This is a genomic window from Pseudorhodoplanes sp. (genome assembly GCF_050250235.1).
GTDB lineage: Bacteria > Pseudomonadota > Alphaproteobacteria > Rhizobiales > Xanthobacteraceae > Pseudorhodoplanes.
Genome location: NZ_JBFWPA010000152.1, coordinates 1 through 12,448, shown reverse-complemented (window position 1 = coordinate 12,448; position 12,448 = coordinate 1). Strand labels below are relative to the sequence as shown.

At 63.4% G+C, this 12,448-nt stretch carries 16 protein-coding genes; 11 read left to right on the top strand and 5 right to left on the bottom strand.

Annotation, left to right across the window (positions count from 1 at the left end; genetic code table 11):
• The 9 genes from AB7F49_RS33610 to map form a co-directional block, all read left to right on the top strand.
• A partial coding sequence (locus tag AB7F49_RS33610; protein WP_428530393.1) for a hypothetical protein occupies window positions 1-255 on the top strand: 255 nt, incomplete at its 5' end.
• A gap of 192 nt (window positions 256-447) precedes the next feature.
• Window positions 448-969: a TRAP transporter small permease subunit gene (locus AB7F49_RS33605; RefSeq protein ID WP_428530391.1), complete on the top strand. Its 522-nt coding sequence runs from the start codon at window positions 448-450 to the stop codon at window positions 967-969.
• A 12-nt stretch (window positions 970-981) separates the two neighbouring features.
• Entirely contained in the window at window positions 982-2,340 is a 1,359-nt protein-coding gene (locus AB7F49_RS33600; protein WP_428530389.1) for a TRAP transporter large permease, read from the top strand.
• Window positions 2,341-2,536: 196 nt separating this feature from the next.
• Entirely contained in the window at window positions 2,537-3,379 is an 843-nt protein-coding gene (locus tag AB7F49_RS33595) for an isocitrate lyase/PEP mutase family protein (protein ID WP_428530387.1), read from the top strand.
• Window positions 3,376-4,056 carry a GNAT family N-acetyltransferase gene (locus tag AB7F49_RS33590; RefSeq protein WP_428530385.1) on the top strand — a complete coding sequence of 227 codons (681 nt, stop codon included), beginning with the start codon at window positions 3,376-3,378 and terminating at the stop codon, window positions 4,054-4,056. The genes AB7F49_RS33595 and AB7F49_RS33590 overlap by 4 nt, the downstream gene beginning before the upstream one ends.
• Complete coding sequence (locus tag AB7F49_RS33585; RefSeq protein ID WP_428530383.1) at window positions 4,053-4,811, top strand: SDR family oxidoreductase; 759 nt, start codon at window positions 4,053-4,055, stop codon at window positions 4,809-4,811. Before AB7F49_RS33590 ends, AB7F49_RS33585 begins: the two co-directional genes overlap by 4 nt.
• A 24-nt stretch (window positions 4,812-4,835) precedes the next feature.
• Window positions 4,836-5,162, top strand: coding sequence for a hypothetical protein (locus AB7F49_RS33580; protein ID WP_428530381.1), 327 nt, complete (start codon window positions 4,836-4,838; stop codon window positions 5,160-5,162).
• A gap of 12 nt (window positions 5,163-5,174) precedes the next feature.
• Complete coding sequence (gene denD / locus AB7F49_RS33575) at window positions 5,175-6,158, top strand: D-erythronate dehydrogenase (protein WP_428530379.1); 984 nt, start codon at window positions 5,175-5,177, stop codon at window positions 6,156-6,158.
• A 194-nt stretch (window positions 6,159-6,352) separates the two neighbouring features.
• Entirely contained in the window at window positions 6,353-7,183 is an 831-nt protein-coding gene (map, locus tag AB7F49_RS33570) for a type I methionyl aminopeptidase (RefSeq protein WP_428530377.1), read from the top strand.
• 135 nt (window positions 7,184-7,318) lie between these two features.
• On the opposite strand, the gene AB7F49_RS33565 is transcribed toward map, so the two are convergent.
• Entirely contained in the window at window positions 7,319-8,014 is a 696-nt protein-coding gene (locus AB7F49_RS33565; protein ID WP_428530375.1) for a putative quinol monooxygenase, read from the bottom strand.
• Window positions 8,015-8,196: 182 nt separating this feature from the next.
• Here AB7F49_RS33565 and radC point away from each other — a divergent pair, with 182 nt between their 5' ends.
• Window positions 8,197-8,928 (top strand): RadC family protein, encoded by a 732-nt coding sequence (radC, locus tag AB7F49_RS33560; protein WP_428530373.1) that lies wholly within the window; start codon window positions 8,197-8,199, stop codon window positions 8,926-8,928.
• Window positions 8,929-8,979: 51 nt separating this feature from the next.
• Here the strand turns inward: radC and AB7F49_RS33555 are convergent, their stop codons facing one another.
• Both AB7F49_RS33555 and AB7F49_RS33550 read right to left on the bottom strand, forming a co-directional pair.
• The gene (locus AB7F49_RS33555; RefSeq protein ID WP_428530371.1) at window positions 8,980-9,696 is read right to left on the bottom strand and encodes an AprI/Inh family metalloprotease inhibitor; all 717 of its coding nucleotides are present in this window, start codon (window positions 9,694-9,696) and stop codon (window positions 8,980-8,982) included.
• A 56-nt stretch (window positions 9,697-9,752) separates the two neighbouring features.
• Window positions 9,753-10,736 (bottom strand): 2-hydroxyacid dehydrogenase, encoded by a 984-nt coding sequence (locus AB7F49_RS33550; RefSeq protein WP_428530369.1) that lies wholly within the window; start codon window positions 10,734-10,736, stop codon window positions 9,753-9,755.
• Window positions 10,737-10,864: 128 nt separating this feature from the next.
• Between AB7F49_RS33550 and AB7F49_RS33545 the strand changes: the two genes are divergently transcribed.
• Window positions 10,865-11,473 (top strand): methyltransferase family protein, encoded by a 609-nt coding sequence (locus AB7F49_RS33545; RefSeq protein WP_428530367.1) that lies wholly within the window; start codon window positions 10,865-10,867, stop codon window positions 11,471-11,473.
• Between the two features lie 4 nt (window positions 11,474-11,477).
• Here the strand turns inward: AB7F49_RS33545 and AB7F49_RS33540 are convergent, their stop codons facing one another.
• Together AB7F49_RS33540 and AB7F49_RS33535 are read right to left on the bottom strand one after the other, a co-directional pair.
• Window positions 11,478-12,089 carry a LysE family translocator gene (locus AB7F49_RS33540; protein ID WP_428530365.1) on the bottom strand — a complete coding sequence of 204 codons (612 nt, stop codon included), beginning with the start codon at window positions 12,087-12,089 and terminating at the stop codon, window positions 11,478-11,480.
• A gap of 19 nt (window positions 12,090-12,108) precedes the next feature.
• The coding region (locus AB7F49_RS33535; protein WP_428530363.1) for a 2-oxo acid dehydrogenase subunit E2 at window positions 12,109-12,448 on the bottom strand (340 nt) is incomplete at its 5' end.

Below are 12,448 nucleotides of genomic sequence, written 5' to 3'. Positions count from 1 at the left end.
GAGGCGATGACCGGCACCGTGAATTTGGCAAATTACCCGAAGCAGCTGGAAGACCTGAAGGCGAAGGGCACCAATGTGCGCAAGCTGCCCGGCAGCGTACAGGCGGACTGGGCGAAGTCGCTCGCGGCATGGCCGAAGGAAAAGGCCAAAGAACTGGACGCTCAGGGCCTGCCGGCGACGCAGGTACTGGAGGCAACCCTCGCGGCCGCGGAAAAGCACGGCCACAAATGGCCGGTGCGCTACAGCATCAAGTGAGGCGTCGCCCGGCGCATAACGTGCCCCCTCTCCGTCAGCCTGAGGTGCTCGCTCGACCTCCTCGAGCGAGCCTCGAAAGGCGGCGGCCCGGCCGGTGCGCATTCATTCGTGGAGGCCCTGCCTCCCGCCGGGCACCTCAGGACGACGCTCCTAGCGCAGCGCCTGTGGATCGCGTCCAGGAGGCGAGGCACGATGCTTGAACACGTCGTTACCCGCATCGTCCACACGCTGCTGGCGGTCGCGGCCGCGATCATTTTCCTTCTGAGCTTTCTTGTGGTTGCCGACGTGATCGGGCGCGGCGCCTTCAATTCTCCGGTGAAGGGCACGCCGGAAATCGTTTCGATGTCGATCGTGATCATCTGCTTCCTGCTTGCCGCCTATGCGGTGCAGAGCGGCGGCATGTTGCGCACGGACGTGATCGTCTCGATGTTCGGCCGGCGCGGCTATGCCTTTGCCGATATCGTTACCGGCCTGCTCGGCGCAGGCTTCTTTCTCCTGATCGTGTGGGGCAGCTTCGAGCCTGCCCTGCACGCCTGGACCAGCAATGAATTCGAGGGCGAGGGCGCGTTGCGCGTGCCGGTCTGGCCCGCGCGGATCGTGGTCATGTTCGGCTCGGCGCTCGTGGTTGCGATCTATCTCGGGCAGGCATTGCTCGCGATTCTCGCATTGATCCGTCCTGACGGCGCGCGGCCGCCACAGCGCTCGGCGCACTGAGCGGATTGCGCGATGTTCGGTCACAGTGAAATGATTCTCGTGATCGTGGTGCTGCTGGCGCTGGTTTTCGCCGGCGTCCATATCGCGATCGCGCTCGGCGTCACCGCGGCGATCGGCATCTATCTGATGCTCGGCGATATCGAGATCGTTCGCACTTTCATCGCCAACACCGCCTATGAAGCGCTGCGCGACTACGTGTTTGCCGTGATCCCGCTGTTCATGCTGATGGGCGATTTTCTCGCCAAATGCGGCGCAGCCACCGACCTGTATACGCTCGCGCATCGGATGAGCCGCTGGCTGCCGGGCAGGCTGGCGGTCGCTACCATCATTGCCAACGCAATTTTTGCTTTCGTTACCGGTGTCAGCATCGCGGCGGCGGCGGCCTTTTCCCGGATCGCCTATCCGGAGATGCGCCGTTACGGCTATAGCCGGCAATTCGCGCTGGGCTGCATCGCCGGCAGCGCATGTCTCGGCATGCTGATCCCGCCTTCGGTGCTGATGATCGTCTGGGGCGTATTGACCGAGCTTTCGATCGGCAAGCTGTTCCTCGCCGGCGTATTGCCAGGCGCGTTGCTGGCTTTCGGGTTTTGCGCCTACGTGGTCACGGCGGCCATCCTCAATCCGGCGCTGGTAGGGGGGAGCGCGAACCGTCCGGTGCAGACGGCGCCGCTTGGCGCCGCGACCACCGAGCCGATGCCGCACGAACACGACGAGCCGCCGATCGGGCCGCTGCTGTTCAGTACGGCGCTGGTGCTGGCGCTGATCGCGGGCGTGCTCGGCTCGATCTGGCTCGGCTTCTGCACGCCGACCGAAGGCGCTGGCGTCGGCGCTGTCGGCGCGCTCATCCTCGCCCTGATCAAGGGTATCACCTGGCGCGAAATCTGGCAGGTGGTGCTCAATGTCGGCCGCACCTCCGGGCCGCTGCTGCTGCTCCTGTTCTGCGCACAGCTCTACTCGCGCGTCCTCTCCATGACCGGCTTCACCGAAACGGCGAAGACGTTCCTTCTCGATACCGGACTCGGCCCGACCGGAATTCTGGTCGTGATGCTGCTGATCTGGTTCGTGCTGGGATGTCTTATCGATTCGATATCGATCATTCTGCTCACCGTGCCGATCTTCGCGCCGATCGCCGCCACGCTTGGCATCGACCCGCTGGCCTTCGCGATCATCGGCATACTCGCGATCGAGACCGGCCTGCTGACGCCGCCCTTCGGGATTCTGGTCTTCACCGTCAAGGCGGCCGTACCTGAGCCCAACGTGCCACTGGCGGAGATTTTCCGCGGCGCAATGCCTTATTGGTTCATTCTGTTCGCGGTGATCGCTTCGATCGTCGTGTTTCCCCAGATCGCGACTTTCCTGCCGAAACTCTGATTACAGCGCATCCGCGCATTTTTTGCAGATGCGAACAGCGCTTCCGTTGACGGCCGGAGCCGCGGCATGGGCGCGCGGTGACATGTCAGCGATGCGCCGAAAGGATAACTGGCTGCGCCGATTGCAGTTTAACAACGGCTCCGCATGGCGGACAATACGGGTTCTTTCCGCCCTTTGCGAACAACCGGATACGAGCATGCCGACACCTGACGAGAAGCGCCGCACCTTCCGGAAGCTGCACGAGAGCGGCTGCTTCGTGATACCCAATCCCTGGGATGTCGGCAGCGCGCGTTATCTGCAGCATCTCGGCTTCAAGGCGCTCGCCACAACGAGCCTTGGATATGCCTATGCGGCGGGCTATGCCGATGGCGCGGTGCCACGAGACGCGATGCTCAGCCACATCGCTGAACTGGCCTCGACCTGCGACGTACCGCTCAACGCCGATTTCGAAGGGGGATATGCTCACGAGCCGCAAGGCGTTGCCGACAGCGTATCGCTTTGCGTCGCGACCGGCGTCGCGGGTCTGTCGATCGAGGATTCGACGAGCGACAAGGAAAACCCTCTCTATCCCTTCGATCTTGCGCTTTCGCGTATCAAGGCGGCGCGCGCCGCAATCGACAGGTCCGGTCACGATGTGCTGCTGACCGCGCGCACCGAAGGCTTTATTCGTGGTCGGCCCGACATGGATGAGACGGTGCGGCGCCTGAGAGCCTTTGCCGATGCCGGAGCGGACTGCCTCTATGCGCCGGGCATCAGAACACGCGAAGAAATCGCGACAGTGGTGACGGCGGTTGCCCCGAAGCCCGTCAACATCCTGATCGGATGGCCGAGCGACCTCACCGTGCAGGAGATCGCCGGGCTTGGCGCGCGCCGGATCAGCGTCGGCGGGTCGCTTGCTCGCGCCGCCTGGGGAGGATTCATCCGCGCCGCGCGTCAGCTCTCGGACGGCGGTTGCTTCGGAGGCTTCGCCGATGCGGCGCCAGCCGCCGATCTGAACGCATTCTTCCGGGAGGACCGTGCCAGACGGGGGGCGACGTGACCCAGCCACTCGCCTTCGGAGCTGCGGCTCCGCCGGCCGCGGTCGTGCTCACCGGGCGATATGGCCAGGTCGAAAAGCTGGATCCTGCCAGGCACGTTGCGGCGCTCTGGGAAGCGGTCAAGGTTGAACCGGGATTGTGGGACTATATGCCTTACGGTCCGTTTGCGGATGCGCAGGCGTTCCAGTCCTGGCTTTCCGAGCGCGCATTGCTCAACGATCCCTATGTCTATGCCGTGGTGAATCCGGATGGATGCGCGGCCGGGCTCGCCGCATTGATGGCCATCCGCCCGGACATGGGCGTGATCGAGGTCGGGCATATTGCCTATGCTCCGGATTTGCAGCGCACCCGCCTTGGAACCGAGGCGCAATATCTTCTCGCCCGATATGCCTTTGAAACGCTCGGATACCGGCGCTATGAATGGAAGTGCAACGCACGCAACGCGGCGTCGCGCCGCGCCGCCGAGCGTTATGGCTTCACGTTTGAAGGGATTTTCCGGCAGCACATGATCGTCAAGGGAAAGAATCGCGACACCGCATGGTTTTCAATTCTCGATTCCGAATGGCCGGCCCGGAAGGCCGCGTTCGAGAGCTGGCTTGAGCCCGCGAATTTCGATTCTCAAGGACGGCAACGGGTGGCGCTCGCAGCCTTCATGGCTGCATCCGGGTTGATGTCATGACCGGGCGGCTCAAGGGCAAAGTCGCCGTGATCACGGCCGCGGGACAGGGTATCGGCCGCGCCATTGCGGCAGCGTTCGTGAAAGAGCAGGCGCAGGTGATCGCGACGGATCTCGATGCCGGCAAGCTGGCAGGTCTCGACGCCGCAAGGCTGCTGCCACTCGACGCGCGGTCGACCTCGGCGGTCGGAGACCTGGCGCGCGATACGGAGCGCGAATTCGGCGGCGCAGATATCCTCGTGAACTGCGCCGGCTTCGTGCATCACGGCACGGTGCTCGACTGCACCGAAGCCGACTGGGATTTCTCCTTCGACCTCAATGTCAAGTCGATGCATCGCACCATCCGCGCGTTCCTGCCTGCCATGCTGAACAAGGGTGGCGGCTCTATCGTCAACATCTCGTCGGTTGCGTCCTCCGTCACCGGGTTGCCGAACCGCTATGTCTATGGTGCGAGCAAGGCCGCGGTCATCGGGCTGACCAAGGCGGTGGCCGCCGATTTCATCCAGCAGGGAATCCGCTGCAACGCAATTTGTCCCGGCACCATCGAGTCACCGTCACTCGGCGAACGGATCGAGACGGCCGCGGCGCAAACCGGACAGACGCTTCAGCAGGTGCGGCAGGGCTTTGTCAGCCGTCAGCCGATGGGCCGGCTCGGCACCGCGCACGAAGTGGCAATGCTTGCGGTGTTTCTGGCGTCGGATGAATCGAGCTACATCACCGGCCAGCCGCATCTGGTCGACGGCGGCCTCGCGATGTAGTCTCGAGCGGTCCCGGAGCTACCAATGCGTGTCGTGACGATTGCGGTTCTGCTTGCACTCGCGCCAGGCCCAGCCTGTGCCGCCAATTGCAGCCGCAGCGGCAGCATGGTTACTTGCGACGATGGCCGCACCGGCATCCTTGCCGGCGATGCCATCATATGGCCGGACGGCACCCGGTCCTCGAATGTCAGGCATCCGAGCGTTAGCATCGGTCACAAGGACTCGGTGCGCGTCGGCCCGGGCGTGTTCGTCGGCGCGCCGTCAGGGCGCGGATCGGTCCCGCTCGACGATCCGAATGCGCCGCACAAGCGCGACTGCGCCGTGCTCGACGGCGTCCCTTATTGTCACTGACGGATGTCACGCATGCATGTTCTTGTTACCGGCGCCGCCGGCATGATCGGCCGCAAGCTGCTCGAACGCCTCGCGCGAGACGGTGGATTGAACGGCACGTCGATCGACAAACTCACGCTGACCGACATCGTGCCGCCGCAGGCGCCGAAAGGGCTGACCGCAAATATCCACCTGAAGACAGCCGACCTTGCCGCGCCCGGCATCGCCGAAGACCTGGTGAAGGACCGGCCGGATGTGATCTTCCATCTTGCTGCGATTCCCTCCGGCGGCTCCGAAACCGATTTTGAAGCCGGCTACCGCGCCAATCTCGACGGCACCCGGGGCCTGCTGGAGGCAATCCGCAAGACCGGCGACGGCTACAGGCCCAAGGTGATCTACACCTCGTCCATCGCCGTCTATGGCGGCCCGTTTCCACCGTCGATCCCGGACGATTTCATCCTCGCGCCGCTGACCAGCTATGGCGCGCACAAGGTGATCTGCGAAACGCTTCTGGCCGACTACAATCGCCGCGGATTCCTCGACGGCGTCGGCGTGCGGCTGTGCGGCATTACCGTCAGGCCCGGCAAGCCGAACCTCGCGGCGTCCGGTTTCTATTCGGCTATCATTCGCGAGCCCCTCGCCGGACACGAAGCGATTCTCCCGGTCGGAGACAACGTCACCAACACGCACGCATCGCCTCGAGCGGCGGCCGGCTTCCTGGTTCATGCCGCAAGCCTGACCCCGCAGCAGCTCGGCCCGCGCATCAACATCACCATGCCCGGTGTCTGTTGCACGATCGGTGAGCAGATCGCAGCGCTCCGCCGCGTGGCGGGCGATCGTGTCGCAGCCCGCATCCGCCGGGAACCCGACGAATTCATCATCCGGATCGTGGGGGGCTGGCCGCGCCGCTTCGAAAACACACGGGCCCGCGAGCTCGGCTTTACCGCCGAGACCTCGTTCGACGAGATCATCCGCGTGCATATCGAAGACGACCTGGGCGGGACATTCGCGAGCTAGCCTGGTAGCTGACTGGCCGTCGTCATGCCCGCATCTGTTGGTGAATCGGCACCCCAACTCTCCCTTCAAGATCATGGATGTCCGCGACCTGCCCGTCCAAGCCCGGCCATGACGGGATGGCAGCAATTCGGCTCCAAACTTGCATCGCCGGTCCGATCGCCTACATTGCGGGGGCTGCCCTCCCGAGGATTTCCATGAATTACGTCGATGCGGCCCTTGCGCCGATGCGCAAGACCGGACAGATCAAATTGCACAAGGCGGAAGCGTTTGCCGGCATGCGCAAGGCCGGACAGCTCGTCGCCGAATGCCTCGACATGCTGGTGCCGGAGGTGCGGCCCGGAGTGCCGACCGAACGGATCGACCATCTGGTCCATGACTTCGCGATGGATCACGGGGCGCTTCCCGCGACCCTGATGTATCGCGGTTATCGCAAGTCGACCTGTACCTCGATCAACCATGTGGTCTGCCACGGCATTCCCGGCGACAAGCCGATGAAGGAAGGCGATATCGTCAACATCGACGTGACTCTGATTCTCAATGGCTGGCATGGCGATTCGAGCCGAATGTATGCGGTCGGCGATATCCCGCGCAGGGCCGAGCGTCTGATCGACGTCACCTATGACGCGATGATGCGCGGAATAGCCGTAATCAAGCCGGGCGGAACCACCGGCGATATCGGCGCGGCGATCCAGTCCTTCGTCGAGGCGCAGCATATGAGCGTGGTGCGCGACTTTTGCGGACACGGACTCGGCCGCCTGTTCCACGACGAACCGAACATCGTGCATGTCGGCCGCCCCGGCGAAGGCACAGTATTGCGGCCTGGCATGTTCTTTACCGTCGAGCCGATGATCAATCTCGGCCGTCCGCATGTGAAGGTGCTGTCGGACGGATGGACGGCGGTCACCCGCGACAGATCGCTGTCGGCCCAGTTCGAGCACACCGTCGGCGTAACCGACAGCGGGGTGGAAATTTTCACCCGGTCTCCGAAGGGGTTCGACAAGCCACCTTACGTGGCGAAGGACTGACCCGGCATGATCGTTGCGGGTGCATGCACAGCATGCGAGCCCGCAATCCAGAAACATCCGTTGCGCCGCTGCGCTGGATCGCAAGTCTCAGTCGCCTCTGCGCTTCGCGCCGCCGCGCAATGACAGCGACGATCATCAGTTGACCGCCCGATAAAGACGCTCGTCATACAGACTGGCGCTTTTCGGCTGGAACTCAGCACGAAACTCCTTGGTCGGCGCTGACGCGGTGTGGCGCTTCCAGGCCTCCAGGTTGGTCCAGACCGCAACCATGGTCATATGGTTGGGGCGGGACGCCTGCGTAAACACATCGAACCGCGTGTTGCCATCCGTCCGTCGGCCTTCGAAAACGAAATTCTGCAGCATCTCTTCGCCCTGCTGACGGAACTCCGGCAAAATATCGACATGCGTGAGCGCGTAGACCGTGCCGCCGGGATTGTTCTGCCCGGTTGAAAGCTCACGATGCGGCCGCTCGTCATAGGGAGCGATCTCTAGCGCCTTCAGCGCCTGGCGCGCGACCTCGACATGGCCCTGCTTGATGTGAGCCTCGCGCGTCGCATTGTCCTTCCAATGCTCGATCAGCGCGAAATGGTTGGGCTGGCCATTGCGCTGGAGCACGGTCATCGAAAGATAGCCCTTTTCCTTGGTGCTGGCCGCCTTCAGCACCTTCAGCGCCGCAAGCGCCTTTGCTTCGCTGCCGGGGGCGACCTCGATATAGGCAATCACCCAGTTTCCAGTCGCAGCGGGAGGGGAGGCAGCCTGGGAGGCTTGCCCCTGTGCGCCTGCGTTACAAAGGCCCGCGGCCAAGAGCATTGCCACAGCAATCCCGCGCATGAACATGGCTTCCCCCCCGATTGCTCTCTTGGCCGCCGCGACACCAACCGCAGCGGCCACCAATCCTAAACGACCTGGCCGGCCGGCGGAACGCTCCCGGCGATGCGCCGTCGCCGCACCCGCGAATATCAGCCATTGCAATTGAGCGCGATCACGTCATGCTTGCGGCGAGGCGAGGGTGTATGGCGCGCGCACAGAAAACCAGGGGCGACAGCGAGTCTGCGGCCGGCCTTGAAGACGCAACGCCGCATTATCACGGGCATCGCGAGCGGCTGCGGGCTCGCTTCCGCGAGGCTGGAGCGGACGCGGTCGCCGACTACGAACTGCTCGAACTGGTGTTGTTTCGTGCGATTCCCCAGCGTGACGTGAAACCGCTCGCCAAGAAGCTGATCGAGACTTTCGGGTCCTTCGCCGAAGTGATTGGTGCGCCAGAGACGCGCCTGAAAGAGGTCAAGGGCCTCGGGGACTCCGCCATCATCGAAATCAAGGTTGTGCAGGCCGCGGCAAGCCGGCTCGCACGAGGACAGGTGAAGGCGCGCGCCGTTCTGTCATCATGGTCGTCTGTCCTCGACTATTGCCGCACAGCGATGGCCTTTGCCGACAAGGAGCAGTTCCGCATCCTGTTCCTCGACAAGCGCAATCAGCTGATCGCCGACGAGGTGCAGCAGACCGGCACGGTCGACCATACGCCGGTCTATCCGCGTGAGGTGGTGAAACGCGCGCTGGAATTGTCAGCCACCGCAATCATCCTCGTTCACAACCATCCGAGCGGAGACCCGACGCCGTCTCGCGCGGACATCCAGATGACGCAGTCGATCGTGGAAGTGGCGAAGCCGCTCGGCATCTCGGTGCACGATCACATCATCGTCGGCAAGGACGGGCACGCCAGCCTGAAGGGACTGCGGCTGATCTGACGCTCCCGCTCGGCAACCGCAAGATCGTCGGGGCTGACGGGAATCGCGCCGCTATTTCTTCTGCAGAACGATTTGTTCGCCCGCTTCCGGCACGCGCCACCACTTTTTCGGTTCCCGTTCCTCAAAACGCCAGCTTTGACCGTTGGGGGAGGCGAGGACGAGTTCGCCGCGGTCGAGCCGCCAGACATTCGGACTGAGCCGCGTCATCGCCGGATCGCAGGGCGGGCGGATCGACAGGCGATATTCGTCGAAGCTCCTGGTGGCCGTCTTCGTCAGGCTCAGTGAGCAGACCGGCTTGTCGGACTTCACCATCGCCCATTCGCCGGCGATCTCGTCGACCGAACGCTTCGGCGCGAATACCGCAGCCGACGCCGCCGTCTGCAGGAAGTAAAGTCCCTCGTCCTTGCGCTCGCCTTCGAACATTCCGACCTCGACCTCGGACAATTCGAACACGGTTCGACCGCGCGAGTCGATCAGTTTCAGCGTCTGGTTGGCGAGAATCCAGCCTTCCACATCCTTCAGCGGCGGAATGGCGTCCCCGCAGGCAGCATCGAACTCGACCTGCGAACCGGACCGGGCCGGCTCGGGCTTGAAAGTGAGGTTGCAGACGCGATCACGGTCGGAATTGGACAATTCCCACATACCGGTCATGCCCTTGCTGGTATCCGAGGCCTGCGGCGCGGCGGGCTCGGGCTGCGGCGCGGGCGCCTGCGCATGAGCCTGGCTTGCCGCCCCAGCCAGAAACAGACAAAGGAGAATCCGACGCATCGCTGCCCTCGCCACGGAACGCGAGGGCGCCTTCTAGCACAGCCCTTGCGGCGAAATCACGCCGGCTTCTTTGACGGATAGGGCGTTTCCGGGACCGGGGTTAGCGGACCCTTGCCTGAGAACCAGGATTTCAGATTGTCGACCACCAGCTGATCCATGGCCCGTCGAGTCGCAACCGACCCCGAGCCAAGATGCGGAAACAGCACGACGTGATCCATTTCGATCAGTTCCGGCGGAACTTGCGGCTCGTTGACGAATACGTCGAGACCTGCCGACATGATCGTGCGCTCCTTCAGCGCCTTGATCAGCGCCGGCTCGTCCACCACCGAACCGCGCGCCATGTTGATCAGGATGCCGTTCGGGCCGAGCGCCTTCAGAACCTCCGCATCAATCAGGTTTTTCGTCGCAGCGCCGCCGGGCACGATCACCATCAGGGTGTCGACGTCGCGCGCCATATCGATCAGCTTCGGATAATATTTATACGACACGCCAGCCTGCGGATTGCGCGAATGATAGACCACGGGCACGCCGAAAGCTTCCAGCCTTCGCGCGATCGCCTTGCCGATGCGTCCCATCCCGACCATGCCGACTGTACGGTCGCGCAACGTCGCGGGCGTGAGCCGGTAGCCGCCTTGCGGCCATTTCCCTGCGCGAAGGTAGCGTTCGGCTTGCGGAAATTCGCGCACGGTGCAGAGCAGGAGCCCGAGCGCGGTATCGGCAACCTCCTCGTTCAGCACATCGGGCGTATTGGTCACGACGATGCCGTGCCCGCCCGCCCATTTGGCGTCGACGTGGTCATAGCCGACACCGAAACTCGACACGATCTCGATCTTCGGAAAGCGCGACAGAAAGGCGCCGTCAATCTTGTTAGCGGTGTAGGCGACCGCGATGCCGCGGATACGCGGGGCGACATCGGCGATGAACGCGTCCTGATCCTTGGCCTCGGCGAGCTTGTGGACAGCCGCAAACGGCTCAAGGCCTCCAACGATGACCGGCTTGGGCTGTCCAATCAGCAAAATCTCGGGCTTGTCCACCGCCATTGCGATCTCTCCGTACACTTGACCCACGTCAAAACAGCGGCCGGTTTCGGCCGCAATTCACCTATACTAGCGAACTGCGCTTTCGCAAATCGACAGCATCGATCCGGCCTCATCGCATTTCCGACTTCATGAAAATTCATACCGTTCAGACGATCCGCAAGATCGTCCTCTATGCCTGCGTCGCCCTCGGCGTACTCGTCTTTGCAGCAACGACGTCCGTGCATCCGGCCGGAGATACCGTGCATGAGATGATCGAGTGGATGGGGATCGTGCTGATCGTCGTGTGCATTCTCGGACGGACCTGGTCATCGCTTTATATCGGTGGTCGCAAGATCGAGGAATTCGTGCAGACCGGACCCTATTCGGTCATGCGCAATCCGCTTTACTTCTTTTCATTCCTGGGAGCCGCGGGTGTCGGCATGCAGGTCGGCAGCGTCATGCTTGGTTTAATCTGCGCAGTGCTGGCCTGGCTGGTGTTCTACGTCGTGGTACGCCAGGAGGAGCAGGTTCTGGATGCCCGCTATGGGCAGGCGTATCGCGACTATCTCGCACGCGTCCCCCGCTTTCTGCCGAAACCGTCATTGTGGCACGACGAGCCGACGCTGACGATCCGGCCGCCGCGCGTATTGATGACCTTCGCGGACGCGCTGGTCTTCCTGCTGGCGGTACCGCTGGCCGAATTCTTCGAGCATCTGCAGGAAACAGGCCTGATACCGGTCCTGTTGCGCTTGCCCTGACAGTTCAGTTCCGCACGACGATGGTTGCGGCCGCACCCGCCATCGCGAGACCGGCCGTGCGGTTGACCATCTGCACCGCACGCGGCGAGGTGAACATGCGCCGCGCATGCGCGGCCAGAAGCACGTAACCCGCAAGCACAATGCTGACCACCACCGCCACGATCGCTGCAAGTTCGACCATGTCCAGCGGCGTGAGCCGCGTGAGGTCGATCACGGTCGGCATCAGCGCGAGATAGAACAGCATGATTTTCGGATTGCCGAGCGATAGCAGCAGCGCCGCGCCGAACAATTGCCGCCCCTGCCCGCGCACGGGCTCGGCCTGAACCGGCACGCCGGAATCGCGCCACAGCTTCCAGGCGAGGAACAGCAGATAGGCCGCGCCGACATATTTCACGATCAGGAAGACCGGCTGGAACAGCGTTGCGAGCGCCGCGAGGCCGAACATGGCGCAGGACAGCCAGATCAGGTCGCCCAGCACGAGGCCCGCACAGAAGGCCCCGATGCCGCCGGTGCCGCGCGCCAGGATGCGCGCGACCAGCGCCGCGATCGCGGGCCCCGGAGAAATCACCGCGACCAGCAGCACTATCGCGAACGTGAGAAAGGCGATCTGTTCCACGGCATCACACCAGATAAAGCTACACCAGCATCGTAACGGGCTGTTCGAGATAGCCCTTCAGCGCGGCCAGCAATTGTGCACCGAGCGCGCCGTCGACGACGCGGTGATCGCAGGACAGCGTCACCGTCATCTGGCTCTCGAAGCGCACGCCGCCATCTTCGGTCTCGACCGGGCGGCGCTGCGCCGCGCCGACTGCGAGGATGGTGGATTGCGGCGGGTTGATGATGGCTGCGAAATCCCGCACGCCATACATGCCGAGATTGGAGATGGCGCTGACGCCACCCTGGTACTCGTCCGGCTTCAGCTTCCTGTCGCGTGCGCGTTCGGCGAGCGCACGCATCTCGTTCGATATCGCACTC

Bases quoted from the DNA above. Each gene is read 5' to 3' on its own strand.
- AB7F49_RS33555 (WP_428530371.1), bottom strand. From the start codon at position 9,696: ATGCGTCGGATTCTCCTTTGTCTGTTTCTGGCTGGGGCGGCAAGCCAG.
- AB7F49_RS33565 (WP_428530375.1), bottom strand. From the start codon at position 8,014: ATGCGCGGGATTGCTGTGGCAATGCTCTTGGCCGCGGGCCTTTGTAAC.
- AB7F49_RS33580 (WP_428530381.1), top strand. From the start codon at position 4,836: ATGCGTGTCGTGACGATTGCGGTTCTGCTTGCACTCGCGCCAGGCCCA.
- AB7F49_RS33595 (WP_428530387.1), top strand. From the start codon at position 2,537: ATGCCGACACCTGACGAGAAGCGCCGCACCTTCCGGAAGCTGCACGAG.
- map (WP_428530377.1), top strand. From the start codon at position 6,353: ATGAATTACGTCGATGCGGCCCTTGCGCCGATGCGCAAGACCGGACAG.
- AB7F49_RS33545 (WP_428530367.1), top strand. From the start codon at position 10,865: ATGAAAATTCATACCGTTCAGACGATCCGCAAGATCGTCCTCTATGCC.
- AB7F49_RS33550 (WP_428530369.1), bottom strand. From the start codon at position 10,736: ATGGCGGTGGACAAGCCCGAGATTTTGCTGATTGGACAGCCCAAGCCG.
- AB7F49_RS33600 (WP_428530389.1), top strand. From the start codon at position 982: ATGTTCGGTCACAGTGAAATGATTCTCGTGATCGTGGTGCTGCTGGCG.
- denD (WP_428530379.1), top strand. From the start codon at position 5,175: ATGCATGTTCTTGTTACCGGCGCCGCCGGCATGATCGGCCGCAAGCTG.
- radC (WP_428530373.1), top strand. From the start codon at position 8,197: ATGGCGCGCGCACAGAAAACCAGGGGCGACAGCGAGTCTGCGGCCGGC.
- AB7F49_RS33585 (WP_428530383.1), top strand. From the start codon at position 4,053: ATGACCGGGCGGCTCAAGGGCAAAGTCGCCGTGATCACGGCCGCGGGA.
- AB7F49_RS33605 (WP_428530391.1), top strand. From the start codon at position 448: ATGCTTGAACACGTCGTTACCCGCATCGTCCACACGCTGCTGGCGGTC.